22 protein-coding genes are annotated in these 22,276 nt (G+C 67.0%); 13 read left to right on the top strand and 9 right to left on the bottom strand.

Annotation, left to right across the window (positions count from 1 at the left end):
• Positions 1-35: 35 nt before the first annotated feature.
• Positions 36-1,088, top strand: coding sequence for a PA0069 family radical SAM protein (locus ACFQ4G_RS03135; RefSeq protein ID WP_379039681.1), 1,053 nt, complete (start codon positions 36-38; stop codon positions 1,086-1,088).
• On the opposite strand, the gene ACFQ4G_RS03130 is transcribed toward ACFQ4G_RS03135, so the two are convergent.
• The 3 genes from ACFQ4G_RS03130 to ACFQ4G_RS03120 all read right to left on the bottom strand — a co-directional run bounded on the left by ACFQ4G_RS03130 (position 1,075) and on the right by ACFQ4G_RS03120 (position 3,733).
• A complete protein-coding gene (locus ACFQ4G_RS03130) occupies positions 1,075-1,698 on the bottom strand; it encodes a ribonuclease HII (RefSeq protein ID WP_238203635.1) in 624 nt (207 codons plus the stop codon). The two genes, ACFQ4G_RS03135 and ACFQ4G_RS03130, sit on opposite strands and share 14 nt — an antisense overlap.
• A gap of 140 nt (positions 1,699-1,838) precedes the next feature.
• Positions 1,839-2,909 carry a glycosyltransferase family 4 protein gene (locus ACFQ4G_RS03125; RefSeq protein WP_238203637.1) on the bottom strand — a complete coding sequence of 357 codons (1,071 nt, stop codon included), beginning with the start codon at positions 2,907-2,909 and terminating at the stop codon, positions 1,839-1,841.
• The gene (locus ACFQ4G_RS03120) at positions 2,906-3,733 is read right to left on the bottom strand and encodes a UDP-2,3-diacylglucosamine diphosphatase (RefSeq protein WP_238203639.1); all 828 of its coding nucleotides are present in this window, start codon (positions 3,731-3,733) and stop codon (positions 2,906-2,908) included. Before ACFQ4G_RS03120 ends, ACFQ4G_RS03125 begins: the two co-directional genes overlap by 4 nt.
• A 621-nt stretch (positions 3,734-4,354) precedes the next feature.
• Here ACFQ4G_RS03120 and ACFQ4G_RS03115 point away from each other — a divergent pair.
• The 11 genes from ACFQ4G_RS03115 to ACFQ4G_RS03065 all read left to right on the top strand — a co-directional run bounded on the left by ACFQ4G_RS03115 (position 4,355) and on the right by ACFQ4G_RS03065 (position 15,751).
• Positions 4,355-5,563 (top strand): aminotransferase class V-fold PLP-dependent enzyme, encoded by a 1,209-nt coding sequence (locus ACFQ4G_RS03115; protein WP_238203641.1) that lies wholly within the window; start codon positions 4,355-4,357, stop codon positions 5,561-5,563.
• 108 nt (positions 5,564-5,671) lie between these two features.
• On the top strand, positions 5,672-6,610 hold the full coding sequence (locus ACFQ4G_RS03110; RefSeq protein ID WP_238203643.1) for a D-2-hydroxyacid dehydrogenase: 939 nt from the start codon (positions 5,672-5,674) through the stop codon (positions 6,608-6,610).
• A 208-nt stretch (positions 6,611-6,818) separates the two neighbouring features.
• Complete coding sequence (locus ACFQ4G_RS03105) at positions 6,819-7,682, top strand: NADP-dependent methylenetetrahydromethanopterin/methylenetetrahydrofolate dehydrogenase (RefSeq protein WP_238203652.1); 864 nt, start codon at positions 6,819-6,821, stop codon at positions 7,680-7,682.
• Positions 7,683-7,685: 3 nt separating this feature from the next.
• Complete coding sequence (fchA, locus tag ACFQ4G_RS03100) at positions 7,686-8,327, top strand: methenyltetrahydrofolate cyclohydrolase (RefSeq protein WP_238203654.1); 642 nt, start codon at positions 7,686-7,688, stop codon at positions 8,325-8,327.
• A 180-nt stretch (positions 8,328-8,507) separates the two neighbouring features.
• The gene (locus ACFQ4G_RS03095) at positions 8,508-9,686 is read left to right on the top strand and encodes a malate--CoA ligase subunit beta (RefSeq protein WP_238203661.1); all 1,179 of its coding nucleotides are present in this window, start codon (positions 8,508-8,510) and stop codon (positions 9,684-9,686) included.
• A 19-nt stretch (positions 9,687-9,705) separates the two neighbouring features.
• Complete coding sequence (sucD, locus tag ACFQ4G_RS03090; RefSeq protein WP_238203663.1) at positions 9,706-10,599, top strand: succinate--CoA ligase subunit alpha; 894 nt, start codon at positions 9,706-9,708, stop codon at positions 10,597-10,599.
• 185 nt (positions 10,600-10,784) lie between these two features.
• Positions 10,785-13,544 (top strand): phosphoenolpyruvate carboxylase, encoded by a 2,760-nt coding sequence (locus ACFQ4G_RS03085; protein ID WP_238203664.1) that lies wholly within the window; start codon positions 10,785-10,787, stop codon positions 13,542-13,544.
• Positions 13,545-13,675: 131 nt separating this feature from the next.
• Entirely contained in the window at positions 13,676-14,650 is a 975-nt protein-coding gene (locus tag ACFQ4G_RS03080) for an HpcH/HpaI aldolase/citrate lyase family protein (RefSeq protein WP_238203666.1), read from the top strand.
• A gap of 71 nt (positions 14,651-14,721) precedes the next feature.
• Complete coding sequence (locus ACFQ4G_RS03075) at positions 14,722-15,009, top strand: hypothetical protein (protein WP_238203668.1); 288 nt, start codon at positions 14,722-14,724, stop codon at positions 15,007-15,009.
• A gap of 53 nt (positions 15,010-15,062) precedes the next feature.
• Complete coding sequence (locus ACFQ4G_RS03070; RefSeq protein ID WP_019904875.1) at positions 15,063-15,497, top strand: GlcG/HbpS family heme-binding protein; 435 nt, start codon at positions 15,063-15,065, stop codon at positions 15,495-15,497.
• 74 nt (positions 15,498-15,571) lie between these two features.
• A complete protein-coding gene (locus tag ACFQ4G_RS03065) occupies positions 15,572-15,751 on the top strand; it encodes a hypothetical protein (RefSeq protein ID WP_238203670.1) in 180 nt (59 codons plus the stop codon).
• A gap of 25 nt (positions 15,752-15,776) precedes the next feature.
• On the opposite strand, the gene ACFQ4G_RS03060 is transcribed toward ACFQ4G_RS03065, so the two are convergent.
• The 3 genes from ACFQ4G_RS03060 to ACFQ4G_RS03050 form a co-directional block, all read right to left on the bottom strand.
• On the bottom strand, positions 15,777-16,301 hold the full coding sequence (locus ACFQ4G_RS03060) for a hypothetical protein (RefSeq protein ID WP_238203671.1): 525 nt from the start codon (positions 16,299-16,301) through the stop codon (positions 15,777-15,779).
• Positions 16,302-16,456: 155 nt separating this feature from the next.
• Positions 16,457-17,314 (bottom strand): formate/nitrite transporter family protein, encoded by an 858-nt coding sequence (locus ACFQ4G_RS03055; RefSeq protein WP_238203673.1) that lies wholly within the window; start codon positions 17,312-17,314, stop codon positions 16,457-16,459.
• 58 nt (positions 17,315-17,372) lie between these two features.
• On the bottom strand, positions 17,373-18,128 hold the full coding sequence (locus ACFQ4G_RS03050; protein WP_238203675.1) for a competence/damage-inducible protein A: 756 nt from the start codon (positions 18,126-18,128) through the stop codon (positions 17,373-17,375).
• 139 nt (positions 18,129-18,267) lie between these two features.
• Here ACFQ4G_RS03050 and sfsA point away from each other — a divergent pair, with 139 nt between their 5' ends.
• Positions 18,268-18,984: a DNA/RNA nuclease SfsA gene (gene sfsA, locus ACFQ4G_RS03045; RefSeq protein ID WP_238203677.1), complete on the top strand. Its 717-nt coding sequence runs from the start codon at positions 18,268-18,270 to the stop codon at positions 18,982-18,984.
• 233 nt (positions 18,985-19,217) lie between these two features.
• Here sfsA and ACFQ4G_RS03040 read toward each other — a convergent pair whose 3' ends face one another.
• The 3 genes from ACFQ4G_RS03040 to ACFQ4G_RS03030 all read right to left on the bottom strand — a co-directional run bounded on the left by ACFQ4G_RS03040 (position 19,218) and on the right by ACFQ4G_RS03030 (position 22,244).
• Positions 19,218-20,156 (bottom strand): metallophosphoesterase, encoded by a 939-nt coding sequence (locus ACFQ4G_RS03040; protein ID WP_238203679.1) that lies wholly within the window; start codon positions 20,154-20,156, stop codon positions 19,218-19,220.
• A 165-nt stretch (positions 20,157-20,321) separates the two neighbouring features.
• Positions 20,322-20,537 carry a hypothetical protein gene (locus ACFQ4G_RS03035; RefSeq protein ID WP_238203681.1) on the bottom strand — a complete coding sequence of 72 codons (216 nt, stop codon included), beginning with the start codon at positions 20,535-20,537 and terminating at the stop codon, positions 20,322-20,324.
• Positions 20,538-20,858: 321 nt separating this feature from the next.
• Complete coding sequence (locus ACFQ4G_RS03030) at positions 20,859-22,244, bottom strand: aminotransferase (RefSeq protein WP_238203683.1); 1,386 nt, start codon at positions 22,242-22,244, stop codon at positions 20,859-20,861.
• Positions 22,245-22,276 lie beyond the last annotated feature (32 nt).

The following is a 22,276-nucleotide window of genomic DNA, read 5'->3' as shown; positions in this document are numbered from 1 at the left end:
GTCAGCGGCTCGCGGCAAGTGCCCGTCCGGCCGATATGCGGAAGGGGCGCGGTGCCACGGCCAATCCCGCCGGCCGCTACGAGCCCGCCCGGCGCGAAGCGTTCGATGACGGCTGGGATTCGGACGATGAACTCCCGCGCCTGCGCACCGAGGATGTGCCCGAGCGGGCGCGCACCATCCTCACGCGCAACACCTCGCCTGACCTGCCGTTCGATCGTTCGATCAATCCCTATCGCGGCTGCGAGCACGGTTGCATCTACTGCTTCGCCCGGCCCAACCACGCCTATGTCGGTCTCTCCCCCGGCATCGATTTCGAGACGAGGCTCTTCCACAAGCCGGACGCTGCGGAGCTGCTGGAACGAGAATTGTCGGCCAAGGGCTACATTCCGCAGACCATCGCTCTCGGTACGGCCACGGACCCGTACCAGCCGATCGAGCGCGGCCACGGCATCACCCGCGCCGTCCTCGGCGTGCTGGCGCGCTTCCGCCATCCGGTCGGCATCGTCACCAAGTCGAACCTCGTCGTCCGCGACATCGACATCCTGGCGCCGATGGCCGAACTCGGCCTCGTCAAGGTGGCGATGTCGGTGACGACCCTCGATCCGATGCTGGCCCGCCGGATGGAGCCGCGCGCTCCCCATCCGGCCCGTCGCCTCGAGGCGATCCGTCAGCTGAGCCGTGCCGGCATCCCGGTCATGGTGATGATGGCGCCGGTGATCCCGTCGCTGAACGACCACGAGATCGAGGCGGTGCTGGAGCGGGCGCGCGAATGCGGGGCCGTGGAGGCCCGCCATGTCCTCCTGCGGCTGCCCCTCGAACTCGACGACCTCGTCAACGACTGGTTCGCCGAGCATTATCCGGGGCGCCGCAACCACGTGATGTCGCTGGTCCGGCAGGCCCGCGGCGGCAAGGCCTACGATGCCGCGTTCGGCCGACGGATGACCGGCAGCGGCGCCTATGCCGATCTCATCGGTCAGCGCATGCGATTGGCGAAGCAGCGCCTCGGCTATGCCGACGCGCGCCTCGCGCTGCGCACGGATCTGTTCACGCCCACGGCCGCCAAGGGGGCCCAGCTCAGCCTGCTGTGAGGGCGGGCGAGGGGGGAGCGTAGCGCCGGGTGAAGCTCACCCGGTGATGCGCGGAGCGGCCGAGACTGGCGAGACCGGCGAGATGGGCCGCGGTGCCGTAGCCGACGTTGCGGTCCCAGGCATAGGCCGGATGCCGCCTCGCCAGGGCGCGCATGAGATCGTCGCGGAGACACTTGGCGACGATCGAGGCGGCCGCGATCTGTGGCACGAGCCGGTCGCCGCCGATCACGGCCCGGCACGGAAGGGACAGGCCCGGAATGCCGTCCCGCCCGTCCACCGCCACGGGAGCGTCGAGCCCGAGCTTCTCAACCGCCCGGCGCATGGCGTCGAGGGTCGCGGCGCGCACGTTGATCCGGTCCACGAGCTCTCGGGAGCCGGCCGCGACCGCGACTTCGGCGTGCTGGCGGATCAGCGGAGTCAGACGTTCGCGGGTCGGTCGGTCGAGCTTCTTGCTGTCGTCGAGACAGGCGAGGACGGAAGCCGGGAAGACGGCCGGATCGAACCAGACCGCCGCTACCACGACGGGACCGCACAGGGCGCCGCGCCCGACCTCGTCGCAACCGATCAGAGCCGGGAGGGTCGCGGAAGCGGGGTCGGCGAACGGTCTCATTCTGGGCCCGGCTGAGTGAACTTGGCGACATCCGCTCGTCACGGAGACGATCGCGCGAAGCGCCTCGGATGGCGGCGGCACCTTCGCACCGTAAGGCCCGCCGCGTCACCCCCTCCCCATCCGCCTTTCCGGCCGACGCCCTACACCGCCGGAGCAGCCCGGAAGGTCCGCCGCCTCGGCGTGGGAAGGCCGGTGCCATGGGCCAGGGAGATGTTGGTGAAGAACTGGCGCGCGCTCTCGCCCCAGGTGTAGCGCAGGGCTTCCTGGCGGCAGCGCTCGCGCGAGATGGCGAGGGCCGCCAGGGCCGCCTCGCGCAGATCGGTCCCGAGCACGCCGGCCCCGGTCTCGCCGATGACATCGAGTGGTCCGGTCACCGGATAGGCCGCCACCGGCACGCCGCAGGCGAGGGCTTCGAGCAGCACGATGCCGAACGTGTCGGTGAGGCTCGGGAACACGAACACGTCCGCCGCCGCGTAGATCCTCGCCAGGGCCGCCCCCGTGAGGGTGCCGAGGAAGCGCGCCCGGGGATGCAGGCTTTCGAGGCGCGGCCTGTCCGGCCCGTCGCCGACCACGACTTTGGTGCCGGGCAGGTCGAGATCGAGGAAAGCGGAGACGTTCTTCTCCACCGCCAGCCGCCCCACGAACAGGAAGAAGGGTCCGGGGAGCCCAGCCAGGGCCTCGGGACGCGACTCGTCGGGGAGGGCGGGACGGAAGAGATCCGTATCGACCCCCCGCGTCCAGCGCATCAGGTTGCGGAACCCGCGCGAGGCGAGGTCGCGTTCGAGGGAGGGCGTCGAGACCATGGTCCCGCTGGCGGCACCGTGGAAGCGCCGCAGCCAGGCATAGCTCCAGCTCTCCGGGACGGGCGCCCGGGCGGCGAGGTATTCGGGGAAGCGGGTGTGGTAGCTCGTGGTGAACGGGCGGCCATGTGCCAGGCAGTAGCGCCGGGTGGCGTAGCCCACGGTCCCCTCGGTGGCCACATGGACATGGGTCGGGGCGAGATCGGACCAGAGGCGGGCGACCTTGCCCCTCGTGGCATAGGAGAGGCGGATTTCCGGATAGCCCGGAAGCGGCACCGACGCGAAATCCTGATGGGTCAGGAACACCGTCTCGAAGCCGAGATCCCGGCCGGCCGCCGCCATGTTCTCCAGGGAGCGCACGACACCGTTGACCTGCGGATGCCAGGCGTCGGTCGCGATCAGCAGCCTCACGCGACCGCCCGGGCGGGATCGGTCAGGATCGTGTTTCTCTCCGCCTCCTCGGCGGCGGCGCGCGCCCGCAGGACGCTCGGGTAATGCAGCACCTCCATGGTCCCGTCGTAATGCTCGACGATGGCGGTGCAGGATTCTACCCAGTCCCCGGTATTGAGATAGATCAATCCGGCGATCTGGCGGTGGGCGGCATGGTGGATATGGCCGCAGATCACGCCGTCGGCGCCGACACGCTTGGCTTCGGCGCTGAGCAACTCCTCGAACTTGCCGATGAAGTTGACGGCGTTCTTCACCTTCAGCTTCGCCCAGGCCGAGAGCGACCAGTAGGCGAGGCCCAGGCGCCGCCGGATGGTGTTCAGATGCGTATTGATGAAGAGCGCGAACGTGTAGGCGCCGTCACCGAGGAAGGCGATCCATTTGGCGTGCCGGACGACCATGTCGAACTGGTCGCCGTGGATGACGAGGTAGCGCTTGCCGTCGGCGGCCACGTGGATGCGATCGTCGACGACCTCGATCCCGCCGAAGGTCATACCGAGATAATCGCGCAGGAACTCGTCGTGGTTGCCGGGGATGTAGACCAGCGTCGAGCCCTTGCGCACCTTGCGCAGCAGCTTCTGGACCACGTCGTTGTGGCTCTGCGGCCAGAACCAGCCCGATTTCAGCTGCCACCCGTCGACGATGTCGCCGACGAGGTAGATCTCGTCCGCGTCGTAGTCGCGCAGAAAGTCCAGCAGCAGCCCTGCCTGGCAACCCTTCGTGCCCAGATGCATATCGGACAGGAAGAGCGTCCGGACGCGGATCGTCTTCTCTGTATCTTCGCCCACGGCCCTCTCCGAACTGCTTCGGTGCCTTGAGCCAAACCGGATTCCCGTATCAGTTTGATGACGCGCATCGCCGGGCGAGGCGGGGTCGTCGCTTAAATTCATCGTGGCGATGTTGCGCTGCGCCACAAATTTTTTGAGTGGCCGCGAAGTTTTTTACGTTTTCCTTCCTGGGCGAACCCCGGCATAGTCGTGAACAAGGTGACCCACCGTATCGCGCCGGAAAGGCGCGTATCCGGAGCCCGCACGAGGCGAAATCAAGGTTGCCGACGAGGTGAGAAACGACGTCCACGGCCATGGAAGCGTGCAACCATCGCGCGCCCTGGCCAATGGAGAGAGGCTTGATCCAGTCGAAGACGGTCGCGTGGCGCGTTCCGCTACCCGCATTCATCGGTGATGGTGCGGGGCGGGTCGCACCCCGTCCGTCAACGGCTGCGAACCATGTCATCGTATCCAGTCGGACAGGCGGTGGCCGGGCATTCCGGCCGAACCGTCGTATCTCCCTCAAAGCTTGAGCGTCGTACCGGCACCGACCCAGGCCGGGTCGCGAGCTCGGAACACCGTATTCGATCCAAGCGTCGCACGATGCGTGCACGCGACCTGAAGAAGAACCGGAGACACAACATGGCGGCAACGAGACGACCGGGTCGTAATCATCTGTTCGTTCCGGGCCCGACGAACATCCCCGACCGCGTGCAGCGGGCGATGATCGTTCCTTCGGAGGATCACCGTTCGGTCGATTTCCCGACGCTGACCAAGCCGCTGTTCGAAGAGACCAAGGCGGTCTTCGGCTCCAAGGACGGCACGATCTTCCTGTTCCCCGCCTCCGGGACCGGCATCTGGGAATCCGCGCTGACCAACACGCTCCATCGCGGCGACAAGGTCCTGACCTCGCGCTTCGGCCAGTTCAGCCACCTCTGGATCGACATGGCCCAGCGCCTCGGCCTGAACGTGATCGTTCAGGAAGAAGAGTGGGGCACGGGTGCGAACCCGCAGCGGATCGAAGAGGCGCTGCGCGCCGACACGAACCACGAGATCAAGGCCGTCATGACGGTCCATAACGAGACCGCCACGGGCGTCACCAGCGACATCGGTGCCGTGCGCAAGGCGATCGACGCGGCCGGTCACCCGGCGCTGCTCTTCGTCGACGGCGTGTCCTCCATCGGCTCGCTGCCGTTCTACGCCGACGAGTGGAAGGTCGATTGCGCCATCGCCGGCTCGCAGAAGGGCCTGATGCTCCCCGCCGGTCTCGGCGTGATCTGCGTCAGCCAGAAGGCTCTGAAGGCCGCCGAGTCGTCTTCGGGTCCGAACGACCGCCTCGCGCATGTCTACTTCGACTGGGCCGACCACCAGAAGCAGAACGGCGCCGGCTACTTCCCCTACACCCCCGCCCTGCCGCTCCTCTACGGCCTGCGCGAGGCGCTCGCCTGCCTCCGGGAAGAGGGTCTCGAGAACGTCTACCATCGCCATGCCGTGCTCGCCGAGGCGACCCGTCAGGCCGTGGCGGCCTGGGGTCTCAAGACCTGCGCCAAGGAAGCCAAGTGGAACTCGGACACGGTGACCGCCATCCTCGTCCCCGAGGGTGTCGACGCCGCCGCGATCATCAAGCACGCCTTCGTGCGCTACAACCTCGCCCTCGGCGCGGGTCTGAGCCAGGTGGCCGGCAAGGTGTTCCGCATCGGCCACGTCGGTGACCTGAACGAGCTCTCGCTCCTCGGCGCCATCGCCGGCGCGGAAATGGCCATGCTCGACAACGGCGTGAAGGTGCAGCCGGGATCCGGCGTCGCCGCCGCGTCCAGCTACCTGCGCGAAAACCCGCTCGCGAAGTCCTGATCGAAGCTGTTTCCCGGGGCCGGCGTCTCGCCGGCCCCGGGGCATCGTCTATAGAAGCGTGTATCGCGTAACGCCGCGCTCGGCGCGGAACGTCGCTTGAGGGTTCCAATGGCGCACAAAATCGTCTTCCTCGACCGTGAATCCCTCGACGCCAAGGTGCGTGAATTCAATTTCCCGCACGAATATACCGAGTACGAGTCGACCTGGACGCCGGAAGAGATCGTCGAGCGCCTGAAGGGCGCCGAGATCGCTCTGATCAACAAGGTGCCCATGCGCGCCGAGACGTTGAAGCAGCTGCCCGACCTCAAGCTCATCGCGGTGGCCGCCACCGGCACCGATGTCGTCGACAAGGCGGTCGCCAAGGAACTCGGCATCACCGTCGTCAACATCCGCAACTACGCCTTCAACACCGTGCCCGAGCACGTGATCGGCCTGATGTTCGCCCTGCGGCGCGCCATCGTGCCCTATGCGAACTCGGTGCGCCGGGGCGATTGGGCGAAGTCCACCCAGTTCTGCTACTTCGACTACCCGATCCACGACATCGCCGGCTCGACGCTGGGCATCGTCGGCTACGGGGCGCTGGGCAAGTCCATCGCCAAGCGCGCCGAAGCGCTCGGCATGAAGGTCATCGCCTACGACGTGTTCCCGCAGGAAGGCCTCGTGGACTTCGAGACGATCCTGAGGGAATCCGACGTCATCACCCTGCACGCGCCGCTGACCCCGGAAACCCGGAACATGATCGGCGCCGAGCAGCTCGCGAAGATGAAGAAGCACGCCATCCTCATCAACACCGCCCGCGGCGGTCTCGTCGACGAGGAAGCCCTCGCCGAAGCCCTCAAGGCCGGCACGATCGGCGGCGCCGGCTTCGACGTGGTGGTGACCGAGCCGCCGAAGAACGGCAACATCCTGTGCGAGCTCGACCTGCCGAACCTCATCGTCACGCCGCACGTGGCCTGGGCGAGCAAGGAGGCCATGCAGATCCTGGCCGACCAGCTCGTCGACAATGTCGAAGCCTACGTGGCGGGCAAGCCGCAGAACGTGGTGTGAAGCTCGGGCTTCACGCCAGAAGACAGGGCTCACGGGAGCCGACGTCATTCCGGGATCGCGGACGCCGAGCGAGCCTGCACCGACGGAGTGTCCGGATTTCTGGTGCGCCCGGCGCACCGGAATGACGGGGAATGACACCAGCGCGGCTCTGCGCAGACGCGCCGATCATACGCCAACCGCGCAGAGTCGCGGGCAGAGGAAACAGGACATGACGAAGAAGCTGCTGTTCCAATTCGACACCGACACCGTTCCGAGCGTGTTCGATGTGGTCGTCGGTTACGATGGCGGAGCCGATCGCATCACCGGTTACGGCAACGTGACGCCCGAGAATGTCGGCGCCCTGGTGGACGGCACGATCTACACCCGCGGCGGCTCCGAGAAGAAGTCCACCGCAATCTTCGTCGGCGGAGGCAGCATGGCGGCCGGCGAGGCCGTGTTCGAAGCGGTGAAGAAGCGCTTCTTCGGCCCGTTCCGCGTCTCGATCATGCTGGATTCCAACGGCTCCAACACCACCGCCGCCGCCGGCGTCGCGCTGGTGCAGAAGGCCGCCGGTTCGCTCCAGGGCAAGAAGGCCGTTGTTCTGGCCGGCACCGGCCCGGTCGGCATGCGCTCGGCCGCCCTTCTGGCGCAGGAAGGCGCCACAGTCGTCCTGTGCGGTCGTTCGCTCGACAAGGCTCAGGCCGCCGCGGACGCCATCAACAAGCGTTTCAAGGTCAACATCAGCGCCGCCGCGACGCCGGACGCCGCCTCGCGCGCCGCCATCGTCAAGGGCCAGAACCTGGTCTTCTCCGCTGGCGCCATCGGCCTCGAGCTTCTTGCCGAAGCCGATTGGAAGGACGAGGCCAGCATCGAGTTCATCGCCGATTACAACGCCCAGCCGCCCCTCGGCTTCGGCGGCATCGAGGCCATGGACAAGGGCAAGGAGCGCCATGGCAAGAAGGTGTTCGGTGCACTCGGCATCGGCGGCCTGAAGCTCAAGCTCCATCGCGCCTGCGTCGGCCAGCTCTTCGAGAACACCGAGCAGGTGTTCGATGCCGAGGAGATCTACGCCCTCGCCAAGAAGATGGCCTGACCCATGACCGATAAGACTTCGCCCGCCAACGAGACCATCCAGGGCTTCCTCGACGGACTCGCGAGCTCGGCCCCGACCCCCGGTGGCGGCGGAGCCGCCGCCATCTCGGGCGCCATGGGCGCCGCGCTGCTCAGCATGGTGTGCAACCTCACCATCGGAAAGAAGAAGTACGTCGAGGTCGAGGGCGATCTGAAGGAGATCCTCGGCAAGTCCGAAGCACTCCGCGCAGAGCTCACCGGCATGATCGCCGACGACGTCGAGGCTTTCGACGCCGTCATGGCCGCCTACGGACTGCCGAAGGGTACCGACGAGGAGAAGACGGCCCGCGCCGCCAAGATCCAAGAGGTTCTCAAGGTCGCCACCGACGTGCCGCTCGCCTGTTGCCGCGCCTGCCGCCAGGTCATCGACCTCGCCGAGGCGGTGGCGGAGAAGGGCAACCTCAATGTCATCTCCGATGCCGGGGTCGCGGTCCTCTCGGCCCATGCCGGCCTGCGCAGTGCCGCGCTCAACGTCTATGTCAACGCCAAGGGCCTGGACGATCGTGGCTTTGCCGAGGAACGCCTGAAGCAACTCGAAGAGTTGCTCGGGCCGGCCGGGCCATTGAACGAAAAGATCTATGAGGTCGTGAAGGCCAAGGTGAACTAAGAAGAACGACAGGCCGGCGAGAACAAACTCAGCCGGCCTTTTCGTCTAAAAAATACATTCCGGCCGCCTTTAAAGGCGGAGTGAATGAGAATGTAAAAAAATATTACAACAGAAGCTCTTTCCGTGAAGTGAAATTTACGAGAGTGTCTGTCCCAGGGAAAAGCGCCAAGGAGAACGCACATGGACGTGCATGAGTATCAAGCCAAGGAGCTGCTCGCCGGATTCGGCGTGGCGGTTCCGAAGGGCGCGGTGGCCTTCAGCCCCGACCAGGCAGTCTACGCCGCCACCGAGCTCGGTGGCTCGTTCTGGGCGGTGAAAGCTCAGATCCATGCCGGCGCCCGCGGCAAGGCCGGCGGGATCAAGCTGTGCCGGACCTATAACGAGGTCCGCGACGCGGCCAAGGATCTCCTCGGCAAGCGTCTCGTCACCCTGCAGACCGGGCCCGAGGGCAAGCCGGTCCAGCGCGTCTACATCGAGACCGCGGATCCGTTCGAGCGCGAGCTCTATCTCGGCTACGTCCTCGACCGTAAGGCCGAGCGCGTGCGCGTCATCGCCTCGCAGCGCGGCGGCATGGATATCGAGGAGATCGCGGCCAACGAGCCCGAGGCCCTGATCCAGGTCGTGGTCGAGCCCGCCGTCGGCCTGCAGCAATTCCAGGCCCGCGAGATCGCCTTCCAGCTCGGCCTGAACATCAAGCAGGTCTCCGCTGCCGTGAAGACGATCATGAACGCCTACCGGGCGTTCCGCGATTGCGACGGCACCATGCTGGAGATCAACCCCCTCGTCGTCACCAAGGACGACCGCGTCCTGGCGCTCGATGCCAAGATGTCCTTCGACGACAACGCCATGTTCCGCCGGCGCAACATCGCCGACATGCACGATCCCTCGCAGGGCGATCCGCGCGAGGCCCAGGCCGCCGAGCACAACCTCAGCTACATCGGCCTCGACGGCGAGATCGGCTGCATCGTCAACGGTGCGGGTCTGGCCATGGCCACCATGGACATGATCAAGCACGCGGGCGGCGAGCCGGCGAACTTCCTCGACGTCGGCGGCGGCGCTTCGCCCGACCGCGTCGCGACGGCCTTCCGCCTCGTCCTGTCGGATCGCAACGTCAAGGCGATCCTCGTCAACATCTTCGCCGGCATCAACCGCTGCGACTGGGTCGCCCAGGGCGTGATCCAGGCGGCGAAGGAAGTGAAGATCGACGTCCCGCTCATCGTCCGGCTCGCCGGCACGAACGTGGAGGCGGGCAAGAAGATCCTGGCCGAGAGCGGCCTCGACCTCATCACCGCCGACAGCCTGTCGGACGCCGCCACGAAGGCCGTCGCCGCCTGCGACGCCGCCAAGCGCCAACACTGAGACGAGGGGAGGATACGTCATGAGCATTCTGATCGACGAGAAGACCCCGATCATCGTCCAGGGCATCACCGGCGATAAGGGTACGTTCCACGCCAAGGAGATGCTGGAATACGGTTCCAACGTCGTCGGCGGCGTCACCCCTGGCAAGGGTGGCAAGACCCATCTCGGCGTGCCGGTGTTCAACACCGTCAAGGAGGCCGTGGAGGCCACCGGCGCCACCACCTCGATCACCTTCGTCGCTCCGCCCTTCGCGGCCGACGCGATCATGGAAGGGGCCGATGCCGGCCTCGCGCTGATCTGCTCGATCACCGACGGCATCCCGGCCCAGGACATGATGCGGGTGAAGCGCTATCTGCGCCGCTACCCCAAGGACAAGCGCACCATGGTGGTGGGCCCGAACTGCGCCGGCATCATCTCGCCCGGCAAGTCGATGCTCGGCATCATGCCCGGCCACATCTACCTCAAGGGTAATGTCGGCGTCATCTCGCGCTCGGGCACCCTCGGTTACGAGGCGGCCGCGCAGATGAAGGAAAAGGGCATCGGCATCACCACCTCGGTGGGTATCGGCGGAGATCCGATCAACGGTTCGTCCTTCCTCGACCATCTCGCCCTGTTCGAGCAGGATCCCGAGACCAAGGCGGTGCTGATGATCGGCGAGATCGGCGGACCGCAGGAGGCCGAGGCCTCGGCCTGGATCAAGGAGAACATGACGAAGCCCGTCATCGGTTTCGTCGCCGGTCTCACCGCCCCGAAGGGCCGCCGCATGGGCCATGCCGGCGCCATCATCTCCGCCACCGGCGACAGCGCCGCCGAGAAGGCCGAGATCATGCGCTCCTATGGCCTGACGGTCGCCCCCAGCCCCGGCGATTTCGGCTCGACGGTCGAGCAGGTCATGCGCAAGCTCGCCGCCTGAGACGCCGCTCTTTCCTGGGCGCCCTCCGCTTCGCTACGGGCGTCCGGGGAGATGGATCGTCCACAGAAACTACCCCTTGATCGCTCCGGCGCGGCGTCCCACGCTGCCGGGGCGGCTCGCTTCATTACCGTTGCCCGCGCGTCCCCAGCGGCCATCGGCTCAACTCTGTTCGAGGTGGCCATCCGATGACCGATACCCTCCACGCCCCGGTCGGGTCGCTCGACCATACCTTCGCGCCGCCGGTCATCACCGGCACGTCGTCGAAGGAAGCACTCGACATCCTGTTCCACGCCCTGCTCGAAGTCGCCCGCCGGCACGAGCCGGAACTGGAGGCCGTGCTTCTGGGCAAGGCCAACATCTCCGAATTCTCGCCCGAACTCCTCGCCCGCGCCCTCCAGGTGCAGGGCATCTGGTTCCAGCTCCTCTCCATCGCCGAGCAGAACGCCGCCATGCGCCGGCGTAGGCACCTGGAGCGGACGAAAGGACGGGCGGAGCTCGGTGGCAGCTTCAGCGCGGTCCTGGCGGAAGCGGTGAAGAACGGCATCAAGGCGCCCGAGATCCACGCCCTGCTGAAGGATCTGCGCATCCGCCCGACGATCACGGCTCACCCCACCGAGGGCAAGCGCGTGACGGTGCTCGAGAAGTTCCGACGCATCTACCTCGTCCTGCGCGAGCTCGAATTGCCGCGCTGGACCGAGCGCGAGCGCAACGGCCTGATGAACGAGCTGCGCGACCAGATCGAACTCGTCTGGATGACCGGCGAGCTCCATCTGGAGAAGGCCACCGTCGAGCGCGAAGTCGCCTGGGGCCTGCACTTCTTCGACGAGACGCTCTTCGAGATGCTTCCCGAGGTGCTCTACTCGCTCGAGGAATCGCTGGCCGAATACTATCCGGACGAGAAGTTCGAAGTCCCCGCCTTCTTCCAGTTCGGCTCATGGATCGGCGGCGACCGCGACGGCAATCCCTACGTCACCTCGTCGGTGACCCGCGCTACGCTCCAGCGCAACGCGCTCGCCTCCCTGCGGCGCTACCGCGACGGCGTCACCGCGCTGGGCCGCACGCTCTCTCTCACCGAGCGCTCGCTGCCGGTGCCTGAGACGTTCAAGTCCGAACTCGCCCAGCTTCTCGCCGAGAGCGGGGACGGGCGCGCCATCACCAGCCGCAACCCCGGCGAGGCCTACCGCCAGTTCCTCACCTGCATCCTGCGCAAGCTCGAGGCGACGATCACCCGCAACAAGGGGCAGCGCGCCAGCGGGCCGGATTATCCGAGCGCGGACGGCCTCATCAACGACCTGCGCCATCTCGAGGCCGGCCTCAGCGACGCCAATTGCCCGTCCCTGGCGACCGACCTGGTGCGGCCGGTGCGCCGCATGGTCGAGATCTTCCGTTTCTCCACGGTGCGCCTCGACCTGCGCGAGAACACCACCCGCACCACGAAGACGCTCCACGCGCTGTGGCATCAGGCCAACGGCCAGAACAAGACGCCGCCCGGCCTCGAATCGGCGGAGTGGAAGAACTGGCTGCTCTCGGAACTCGCCAAGCCGATGAAGGGCGAGCGGTCGTTCGAGAGCCTGCCGGACGATGCCCGCGAGACGCTCGAGACCTTCGCCCTCGTCGGCGAAATGCGCGAGCAGCTCGACCGCGAGGCCTTCGGCTCGTTCATCCTGTCGATGACCCGCTCGGTCCCCGACATCCTCGGCGCCTACCTGCTCGCCAAGGAGGCCGGCAACTTCCTCGATGCCAGCGGCACCGAGATCTGCTGCCTGCCGATCGTGCCGCTGTTCGAGACCATCGACGACCTGCGCGCCGCGCCCGCGATCATGAAGGAGCTGTTCTCGATCCCGGTGGTGCGCCGCTCCACCCGCTGGCAGGGCGGGGTCCAGGAGGTGATGATCGGCTACTCGGATTCGAACAAGGACGGCGGCTTCGTCGCCTCGAACTGGGAATTGTACAAGGCGCAGGACAAGCTGACCCAGCTCGGCAAGTCGTCCGGCGTGCCGATCGCGTTCTTCCACGGTCGCGGCGGCTCGGTGAGCCGCGGGGGTGCCCCCACCGCGAGGGCCATCGCCGCCCAGCCGCCGGGGTCGATCAACGGGCGTTTCCGCACCACCGAACAGGGTGAGGTCGTCTCGTTCAAATACGCCAACCGCGGCACCGCCGCCTATCAGATGGAGCTCCTGGCTTCCTCGGTCTTCGATCACGCACTGAAATCGGAGCACGAGGCGGCCAAGATCCCGCGCAACGAGTTCGACGACACGCTGGAGGCGCTGTCGGGCGCGTCGCGCGCGGCTTACGTCAACCTGATCCAGCATCCGGACCTCGTGACCTATTTCCAGGCCGCGAGCCCCCTCGACGAGATCGCGCTGCTGAATATCGGCTCGCGTCCGGCGCGGCGCTTCGGCGCCCGGTCCCTGGCGGATCTTCGCGCGATCCCCTGGGTCTTCGCCTGGTCGCAGAACCGGCACGTCATCACCGGTTGGTACGGCGTCGGCTCCGGCCTGAAGAGTTTCCTCGACGTGCGTGGTGCGCAGGGTGAGGCCCAGCTGAAGCGGCTCTTCGCCGAATCGAAGCCGTTCCGCCTCATCCTCGACGAGGTCGAGAAGACCCTGCTGATGGTCGATCTCGCCATCGCCAAGGATTATGCCGGCCTCGTGCCCGACGAGGCCGCCCGCAACAGCATCTTCCCGCTGATCGAGGCCGAGTACGAGCTGACCCGCGAGATGGCCCTGCGTGTCAGCGGCGACCGAGAACTCGCCGAGCGCTACCCGCAGTTCCGCGACCGCCTCAACGGACGGCTTCCGACGATCAACCAGGTCAGCCGCGAGCAGGTGGAGCTGCTGCGCCGGTTCCGGGCCGAGGAGGACGAGGACAAGCGCGAGGCGGTGAAATCCGCGTTGCTGCTGTCGATCAACTGCATCGCCGTCGGCTTCGGAGCGACGGGCTGATGGATTTGTAAGGATACCGAGGGTCGACCACGACCCTGGGCTCGCGCAAACGCGCATCCCGACCGGTATGTGGACCGGCTCTTGCGGTCTCAACCAACGACCAGAAACGAACTTAGAGGAAGGATTTCCCGATGAGCTTTACCCTGATCCCGCAGGCCACCCCGCGCCTTCACCGCTCGGAACTCGCCGTTCCCGGCTCCAACCCGACCTTCATGGAGAAGTCGGCCAGCTCGAAGGCCGACGTCATCTTCCTCGACCTCGAAGACGCGGTCGCTCCCGACGACAAGGAGCAGGCCCGCAAGAACATCATCCAGGCGCTCAACGAGATCGACTGGGGCAACAAGACCATGATGATCCGCATCAACGGTCTCGACACCCACTACATGTACCGCGACGTGGTCGACATCGTCGAAGCCTGTCCGCGCCTCGACATGATCCTGATCCCCAAGGTCGGCGTGCCCGCCGACGTCTACGCCATCGACGTGATGGTGACGCAGATCGAGCAGGCCAAGAAGCGCGAGAAGAAGATCGGCTTCGAAGTGCTGATCGAGACCGCACTCGGCATGGCCAACGTGGAAGCCATCGCGACCTCCTCGAAGCGCCTCGAAGCCATGTCCTTCGGCGTGGCCGACTATGCCGCCTCGACCCGCGCCCGCTCGCAGGTGATCGGCGGCGTGAACCACGATTACAGCGTGCTCACCGACAAGGACGAGGCCGGCAACCGTCAGACCCATTGGCAGGATCCGTGGCTGTTCGCCCAGGCCCGCATGATGGTCGCCTGCCGCGCCTACGGCCTGCGCCCGATCGACGGTCCGTTCGGCGACTTCTCCGATCCGGACGGCTACATCTCCGCCGCCCGCCGCTGCGCGGCTCTCGGCTACGAGGGCAAGTGGGCGATCCATCCGAGCCAGATCGATCTCGCCAACGACGTCTTCACCCCCTCCGAGGCCGAAGTGACCAAGGCCCGCCGCATCCTCGCGGCCATGGAAGACGCCGCCAAAGCCGGCAAGGGTGCCGTCTCCCTCGACGGCCGCCTCATCGACATCGCCTCGATCCGCATGGCCGAGGCGCTGATCGAGAAGGCCAACGCGATGGCCGCCAGCTGATCGCAGCCGACACGACACGGCCGGTCGCTCCATCTCGGAGCGGTCGGCTTCACGATGGAGGAAGGCGGCCCATGCTGGTCATGTCCATCGATCCGCTCATCGCCGCGGGCGTCGTCCTCGCCACGGCGGTGACCGATGCGGCCTACGTCTTCTTCAACGCCGCCGTCGGGGCCCGCCAGCGCATACGCGCCGCCAATTGGAGCGCGATCTGGTACCTGCTCTCCGCCTTCGCGGTGATCAGCTACACGCAGAACGCGCTCTACGTGGTGTTCGCCGCCCTCGGCTCCTGGCTCGGCGCCTTCGCATCGGTCACGTGGCTCATCCGCCGCGCCGATGCCGGAACCATCCGCCATCCCTGACGCTTTTGCGCTTCCGCACCCGAAACGGGGCGGGACACCAAGGAGACACGCCCATGCACGTGACCATCGAAGACGCCCACAAAGCCATCGAGGCCGCCCGCGCCAAGGCCGTGGAGCTCGATACCCAGATGTGTATCGCCGTGGTCGATTCCGGCGGCAACCTGAAGGCGTTCTACCGGATGGACGGCGCCTGGGTCGGCTCCATCGACATCGCTCAGAAGAAGGCCAAGACCTCGGTGTTCTTTGGCATGATGACCGGGCAGATCGGCCAGCTGTCGCAGCCGGGCGGCCCGCTCTTCGGCATCGAGCATTCCAACGAAGGGCTGATCACCTTCCCAGGCGGCATCCCGATCGTCGACAAGGACGGCGAGATGTCCGGCGCCATCGGCGTCAGCGGGTCCAGCGTCGAGAACGACCACGCGGTCGCTCTGGCCGGTGCCAGCAGCATCGGTGCGACGGAACTGCCGGCCCATCCCTGGCGCACATGAGGGGTATGAGAACCCTCGGTTAAGCATGCGCGCCTATCACGGTCCGACCATTCCGAGCCGTGACAGGAGCGCCGATGACCCGGGACCAACTCGCCGCCGAACTGAAGCGCATGGCGACTGCGCAGGTCGCCGACATCGAGCGAGCGGTCAAGGACGGCCATCGGACGATCGCCCTCAACGAGCTGGCGGATCTCAACCGCCAGCTGAAGGCACTGGCCGCCGCCGTGAAGGCCAAGCCCGTCGTCCGGGCCTGAACCGAACCCGCCCGCGACACGGGGTTCAGTAGCCCGGATCCGTTCCGCGCCCATCGAGAGGCGGCTCTTCGGAGAGCCGATCCTCACCGGAGAACCGCTCTGCGGAGCGGCCATCCACATCGCCGTCCCTGCCTGGACCATCCTCGGCCCCGTAGTCGGACGGAATGCCGCGAGGCGGCAGCAATCTCGGCGGGACAGGCCGCGGCTCGCGATATCCGTCCTCGGCCTCCCGCTCGAACGGCAGGCGTTCGGGGCGCTCCTCACAGACCGTCACCCGTTTCATCACCTCCTCGCCCTCCGGCGTCAGCCGCCGCCGGATCACCGTCCGGCACGGCTCGATGGTGCGCGGCGCCCCACGCTCGAAACCGAACTCCGCGTTCGGAGGCGGGGGTCGCCGCTCACCCTGGAATTCGCGCGGCGGTCCGTAGGGGCCCGGTTCCGGGAAATCGGCGGCGAGGGCGGGCAGAGCGCAGAGCGTCAGAGCGGCGAATCCGGACAGGATTCGCGGCATGCGGCGCCTGGTGGACGACGGGAACGGGTTTGGGGCCACGGAAGGTCTCCGGAGAGATGACCGCACCCGCCATGGGTTCGCGGCACCGGATCATCCTGGGCCGAGGCGACTGAACCGGAGCGCACGCCTACGCTCGGGAAGTATTCATCTCGGCCCGGCCGGTCTCCTGTGATCCGTCCTGCGATCCGGAACGCTCACGCCTCGCCGTCGGCCGCCTTCTGTTCCTCGACCTCCGGCGCGACCTGTCCGAAGTTCAGCACCGCGACCAGGGCGGTGCCGCCGAAGACGTTGCCGAGGAGGGTCGGAACGAAGAAGCGCCAGAGGTAATCGCCCAGGGAGGCATGGCCGGTGAAGACGAGATAGAACGTGTCGACCGAGCCGGCGACGATATGGGCGAGGCCGCACATCGAGACGAGCCACGTCATCAGGATGACGATGAACGGCGCGGCCGTTCCCGTCGCCGGCAGCATCCAGACCATCAGTGCGATGAGCCAGCCGGCGAACACGGCCTTGATCGTCGTGGTCCAGAACGGCGCCTCGATCGTGTGATGGCTGATCGTCACGAAGGCTTCGCGGACATGCGGGGTAAAGGCCTCCGTCCCGGCGAGCACGGCGGCGATGGCCGCGGTCGCCAGGATGTTGCCGACGAGGACGATGCTCCACAACCGCAGGACCCGCATCAGGGTCGCGATGCTCCGGTCATGCAGCAGCGGCAGGATCGGCGTGAGGGTGTTCTCGGTGAAGAGCTGCTGGCGGCCGAGCACCACGATGAGGAAGCCCGTCGCGTAGCCGATGCTGGTGATGAGGTCGGCCCAGGCCGCCTCCGGCAGGTGGGCTTTCAGAACGCCGGGCACGATGAGCGAGAAGCCCATGGTCAGGCCGGCGGCGATCGCCGACAGGAACAGCGCCCCGCCGGTCCGCCGCAGCTCCTCGTCGCCCTCCTTGCGAATGACTTCGTGGAGGAGGAAGGCGTCGGGCCTCGCCACACCCTGTTCGGATGCCGCCTCGCCCTCCGAGGAAGTGTCCGCGGGGCGGTCCTCTTGCCGGCTCATCGGGATTTCCTCGATCGTGGCCGGATTCTTCGCCGGCCTGGAAGAGGGAAACGGCCAATCAGCCGGCGGTTCCCTGTTTCAGCCGCGCCACCAGCCGTTCCACCTCGGCCTGAGCCCGCACGACCGCCTCGGCATCCTTGCCGCGCACCACGATGCGGTTGGCGAAGCCCTGCTGCGTCATCGACGGATAGGAGCCGATGGAGACGCTGTGATGCGCCTTCGCGATCTCGGCCAGGGCCGAGGCGTAGCTGCCTTCGGGCAGGTTGCCGGCCTCGATCGTCTCCGACAGGACTCGGGCGCCCGTATCGAGGGTCGGGCCGATCTGGTCGAGCATGGCCTGCATGATGGCGGGCACGCCGGCCATGACGAAGACGTTGCCGATGCGAAAGCCCGGCGCCTTGGAGATCGGATTGGCGATGAGATCGGCACCGGCGGGAATGCGCGCCATGCGCAGCCGCGCCTCGTTGAGGTCCTCGGGCTTGTGCCGCTCCAGCAGCATGGCCTTCGCCCTCGGATCGACGTCGATAGTGACGCCGAAAGCCGCCGCCACGCAATCGGCGGTGATGTCGTCATGGGTCGGGCCGATTCCGCCCGTCGTGAAGAGGTAGGTGTAGCGCGCCCGCAGCGCGTTGACCGCCTCCACGATCTCCGCCGCCTCGTCGGGGACGATTCGGACCTGCCTGAGGTCGATGCCAATGGCCGTGCAGTAATCGGCGATGGTGCCGATGTTCTTGTCCTTGGTCCGCCCCGACAGGATCTCGTCGCCGATGACGAGGATGGCGGCGGTGATGGCGGGGGAGGTGGGTTCGGTCATCGTGTTCCGGGCGGGCGCGAGCTGTCGATGACGACGAGGTAGCGCGGCGCTGCCGAACTGACCATGGCGGTGTCCCTGGCCGGGACCAGGGCCGGCTGCTAGGGCGGGACCCGTCCACTCGAAAATCGAGTTCCCGCCGATGAAGTTTCCAGGGCCGTTGATCGAGGGCCGGCTGGTCCGGCGTTACAAGCGTTTCCTCGCCGATATCGAACTGGCGGACGGCAGTCTCGTCACGGCGCATTGCGCCAATCCGGGCGCCATGCTCGGCCTCAACCTGCCCGGGTCGCGCGTCCTGCTCTCGGCCTCGACCAATCCCGCACGAAAGCTCGGCTTCTCATGGGAACTGGTGGAAGCCGATCTGCCAGGGGGCCTGCAATGGGTCGGCATCAACACGATGAGGCCGAACGCCCTGGTCGCGGAGGCCTTCTCGGACGGGCGTCTCGCGCCGCTGGCGGGATACGCGTCGCTGCGTCCGGAAGTCCGCTACGGCCGCGCCAGCCGGGTCGATTTCCTGGCCACCGGCGAGGATGTCCCTCCGTGCCATGCGGAAGTGAAGAACTGCCACCTCCTGCGCGAGCCGGGCCTCGCCGAGTTTCCAGACTGCGTCGCCGCCCGCAGCGCGCGGCACATGGACGACCTGACGGAGGTCGTCGCCGAGGGGGGCCGGGCCATGCTGATCATCGTCGTGCAGATGCAGGCCGAGCGGTTCGACGTGGCCCGCGACCTCGATCCGGCCTTCGACCGGGCCTTTGCCAGGGCCGCTTCGGGTGGGGTCGAGATCCATGCCTATCGCTGCCGGATCGATCCGACGGAGATCACCATCGCGGACCCGATTCCGGTCGTATCGCGGGTTTGAACGAGGACACCGCCCCGCGTCCTTCCGGATCCACAATTTCATGGGCTCGCCGGCCGGTTTCGTGCCATGCTCCGCTCCCGACGACCCAAGGAGACGATCATGGCGACTGAGAAACCACGCGGTGGCCGCGAAGCGAAGAAGCCGAAGAAGCCCGTCGTGAAGACGATCGCCGCAGCGCCCTCGACCAAGGGCACCGTCAGCATCGGCGCCAAGAAGTAGCGTCCGACGTCTCGTCAGGCGGGGCGCAGGGCCCCGCTTGCCGTTCCTGGCAGAGCCTTTCCGAGTTCGAGCAGGACGATTTCCGGCGGCACGCCGATGCGGATCGGGACCCGGCTGACGCCGAAGCCGCCGGAGACGATCATGTGCCGGCCCTCGGCGACGATGTGGCCGTAGGACACGTCCTTGCCGCGCACGAACGGGATCAGCGGCGAGGTTCCGAAGAGCCGGATCTGGCCACCATGGGTGTGGCCGGCCAGGGTGAGGGACACGCGTTCGGGTACTTTCGGAAAGATGCAGGGCTCGTGCGCCATCAGGATGATCGGCGCGTCGTCGTTGACCTGCATCAGCGTGCCGGGCAGATCGTCCCGCCCCCTGCGATCGCCCCGCAGCAGGAACGGCTCTTGGTCTCCGAGACCGGCGATCCAGAACGGATGGCCGTCTTTCACGAGCCGCAGGACCGTATTCTCCATCACCGGGATCCCGCGCGCTTCCAGAACACGCTGCGATTCGACCGGACCCCGCCGCGTGGCCTGGGCCGTTCTGTCGTCCCACCAATCGTGGTTGCCGAGGATTGCGTGGATGCCGAGCGGCGCCCGCAATCCCTCGACGACGCGGGCGAAGTCGATGAGCGGCACCTTGCGCGACGTCACGCTGGGGCCTGACGGATAATCGCCGAGGAGCAGGATGAGATCGGGTTCGAGCCGGTTCGTCGCGTCGACGATCTCGGCGATCCGGTCGAGCGGCATGGTCGGCTCGCCCACGTGGAAATCCGCCAGGACGGCCACTGTGAGGTTCAGCCCAGCCGTCCAGTTCGGCAGCATCGGAGCGTAGCGGGTCACGACAAGCCTGTGGCGCGGCTCGATCACGAAGCCATAGGCCCCGGTTGCCGTCACGAGGGCCGTGGTCGCGCCGATCCCCGTCAGCAGCTGCCGTCGCGTCGGCAAGATCAGCATGGCTTCGTCCCCGAGCCTCGGCCCGAGACGTGGCGACCACGTACCGCAAAGGCCGACCTAAAGCGGAAGCCCGGAGCATATTCCGCGCGGCTTCGACGTCCTATCTGGGGAAGAAACCGGCGCGGCCAAGTTCGTTCGACCAAGCCCGAAACGGCTCGGGCAGCCTCAGACGAGGGGCGCGTCCTCGTGCTGGAAGCGGGAGGCCTGACGGCGGGCGGCGACCTTCAGGGCCGCGTCCTTGGCCGCAGCTGCGGCGACATGAACGGCGGCGGCGAGGGCGGGGAGTGCCACGGGGCGGAAGCCTTCGCGGTGGGGTACCAATCCGGACGCGAGACGCGTCGACGGAATGGCCTCGCGTTGGTTCTGGTCGGGGCGGGACATGGGAACGGGTCCTGTTTCGCGGTGTCGGAACGCCATCGGATCCTCGATCGTCCGATGGGCGCTCACGCCGGTCTCTCGGGCACCCTCGATGGGCTCGACCCGGACCGACGCTGTGCGGCACGCGATCCATATGCGGCGAAGGATCATGAACGGGAGCTTAAGGCTAACCCCGAGTTGACCAGGGTAAAGCTCACGGCTGATCATGGTGAGTGATGTGCAACACACTGAGGAAACATTACCAAAATATAAAATACAATGCCGCGGCGCAATCTCACCTTGGATGCGCCGCAGCAGATCTGGACTTTTTCGTGGCACAACGCTTCACGGCGTCGCCGTCAGTCCTTCCGAGGCGATCCAGGCCTCGGTGCGGTCGAGGGCGCAGATGAGACGGTCGAACAGCGTGTCGATCTCGTCGGGCGAGATGACGAGGGGAGGGCAGACGGCGATCCTGTCGCCCGCCAGAAATCGCACGATCAGCCCCTCCGCCTGCGCGAAGGCGACGCAACGGGCGGCGACGCCGGCCTTGGGATCGTACTGACGCTTGGAGTTCTTGTCGGCGACGATCTCCAGCCCGCCGATGAGCCCGATGCCGCGGGCCTCGCCAACGATCGGATGCTCGGCCAGCGCCGAGAGACGGGCCTGGAAATGCGGTGCCTTCTCGGCGACACCCTCGACGATGCGGTCGCGCTTGTAGATCTCGATGGTCTTCAGCGCCACGGCGCAGGCGACGGGATGCCCGGAATAGGTGGTGCCGTGCCCGAACGTGCCGAGCTTGGCGCTCTGCGACACCAGCGCCTTGTAAAGCGGCTCGTCGATGCTGACGCCGCCCAGCGGCATGTAACCGGAGGTCACGGCCTTGGCGAAGGACAGGCTGTCGGGCCGCATGCCCAGCGCCTCGGAACCGAACCAGGTGCCGAGGCGCCCGAAGCCGCAGATCACCTCGTCGGCGATGAAGCGCACGTCGTAGCGGTCGAGCACCGCCTGGATCTTCTCGAAATAGCCGGACGGCGGGGCGATGGCGCCGCCGGCCCCCATCACCGGCTCGGCGACGAAGGCCGCGACGGTGTCCGGCCCCTCGCGCAGGATCAGGGCTTCGAGCTCGTCGGCGAGGCGCTGGGAGAACGCCTCCTCGGTCTCGCCGGCTTCCGCGAAGCGGTAATGGTGCGGACAGCCCACATGCAGGAAGCCGGGAAGCGGCAGATCCCAATCGGCATGGTTGGCGGGCAGCCCGGTCATCGAGGCCGAGGCGACGGTGACGCCGTGATAGCCCTTGATCCGCGAGATGATCTTCTTCTTGGCCGGGCGGCCCAGCGCGTTGTTGAGGTACCAGGTGAGCTTCACCTGGGTGTCGTTGGCCTCCGACCCGGACGAGGTGAAGAAGATCTTCGAGGTCGGGATCGGCATCAGCTCCTTCAGCGTCTCCGCGAGCTCGATCGCCGGATCGTGGCTGCGGCCCGAGAACAGGTGGGTGAAGGGCAGGCGCGACATCTGTTCGCTCGCGGCCTCCACCAGTTCCTCGTTCGAATAGCCGAGCGCGGTGCACCAGAGGCCCGCCATGCCTTCGAGATAGGGCCGTCCGTCGCTGTCATAGACCCACACGCCGTGCCCGCGCTCCAGGACCAGGGGTCCGGTCTCGCGGAAGGTGGAGAGGTTGGTGTAGGGATGGATCAGCGTTTCGACGTCGCGGGTCGCGAGGTTCGAGAGCATGGGCCTGCCGTTGCCTGGAGGATCGGGCCGGT

It is taken from the genome of Methylobacterium marchantiae, from assembly GCF_042679825.1.
Lineage (GTDB): Bacteria > Pseudomonadota > Alphaproteobacteria > Rhizobiales > Beijerinckiaceae > Methylobacterium > Methylobacterium marchantiae.
This window is presented reverse-complemented; position numbering and strand designations above follow the sequence as displayed.

Coding starts and splice junctions, on each gene's coding strand:
- ACFQ4G_RS03135 (WP_379039681.1), top strand. CDS start 36: ATGCGGAAGGGGCGCGGTGCCACGGCCAATCCCGCCGGCCGCTACGAG.
- ACFQ4G_RS03130 (WP_238203635.1), bottom strand. CDS start 1,698: ATGAGACCGTTCGCCGACCCCGCTTCCGCGACCCTCCCGGCTCTGATC.
- ACFQ4G_RS03115 (WP_238203641.1), top strand. CDS start 4,355: ATGGCGGCAACGAGACGACCGGGTCGTAATCATCTGTTCGTTCCGGGC.
- ACFQ4G_RS03110 (WP_238203643.1), top strand. CDS start 5,672: ATGGCGCACAAAATCGTCTTCCTCGACCGTGAATCCCTCGACGCCAAG.
- ACFQ4G_RS03105 (WP_238203652.1), top strand. CDS start 6,819: ATGACGAAGAAGCTGCTGTTCCAATTCGACACCGACACCGTTCCGAGC.
- fchA (WP_238203654.1), top strand. CDS start 7,686: ATGACCGATAAGACTTCGCCCGCCAACGAGACCATCCAGGGCTTCCTC.
- ACFQ4G_RS03095 (WP_238203661.1), top strand. CDS start 8,508: ATGGACGTGCATGAGTATCAAGCCAAGGAGCTGCTCGCCGGATTCGGC.
- sucD (WP_238203663.1), top strand. CDS start 9,706: ATGAGCATTCTGATCGACGAGAAGACCCCGATCATCGTCCAGGGCATC.
- ACFQ4G_RS03085 (WP_238203664.1), top strand. CDS start 10,785: ATGACCGATACCCTCCACGCCCCGGTCGGGTCGCTCGACCATACCTTC.
- ACFQ4G_RS03080 (WP_238203666.1), top strand. CDS start 13,676: ATGAGCTTTACCCTGATCCCGCAGGCCACCCCGCGCCTTCACCGCTCG.
- ACFQ4G_RS03075 (WP_238203668.1), top strand. CDS start 14,722: ATGCTGGTCATGTCCATCGATCCGCTCATCGCCGCGGGCGTCGTCCTC.
- ACFQ4G_RS03070 (WP_019904875.1), top strand. CDS start 15,063: ATGCACGTGACCATCGAAGACGCCCACAAAGCCATCGAGGCCGCCCGC.
- ACFQ4G_RS03065 (WP_238203670.1), top strand. CDS start 15,572: ATGACCCGGGACCAACTCGCCGCCGAACTGAAGCGCATGGCGACTGCG.
- ACFQ4G_RS03055 (WP_238203673.1), bottom strand. CDS start 17,314: ATGAGCCGGCAAGAGGACCGCCCCGCGGACACTTCCTCGGAGGGCGAG.
- ACFQ4G_RS03050 (WP_238203675.1), bottom strand. CDS start 18,128: ATGACCGAACCCACCTCCCCCGCCATCACCGCCGCCATCCTCGTCATC.
- sfsA (WP_238203677.1), top strand. CDS start 18,268: ATGAAGTTTCCAGGGCCGTTGATCGAGGGCCGGCTGGTCCGGCGTTAC.
- ACFQ4G_RS03040 (WP_238203679.1), bottom strand. CDS start 20,156: ATGCTGATCTTGCCGACGCGACGGCAGCTGCTGACGGGGATCGGCGCG.
- ACFQ4G_RS03035 (WP_238203681.1), bottom strand. CDS start 20,537: ATGTCCCGCCCCGACCAGAACCAACGCGAGGCCATTCCGTCGACGCGT.
- ACFQ4G_RS03030 (WP_238203683.1), bottom strand. CDS start 22,244: ATGCTCTCGAACCTCGCGACCCGCGACGTCGAAACGCTGATCCATCCC.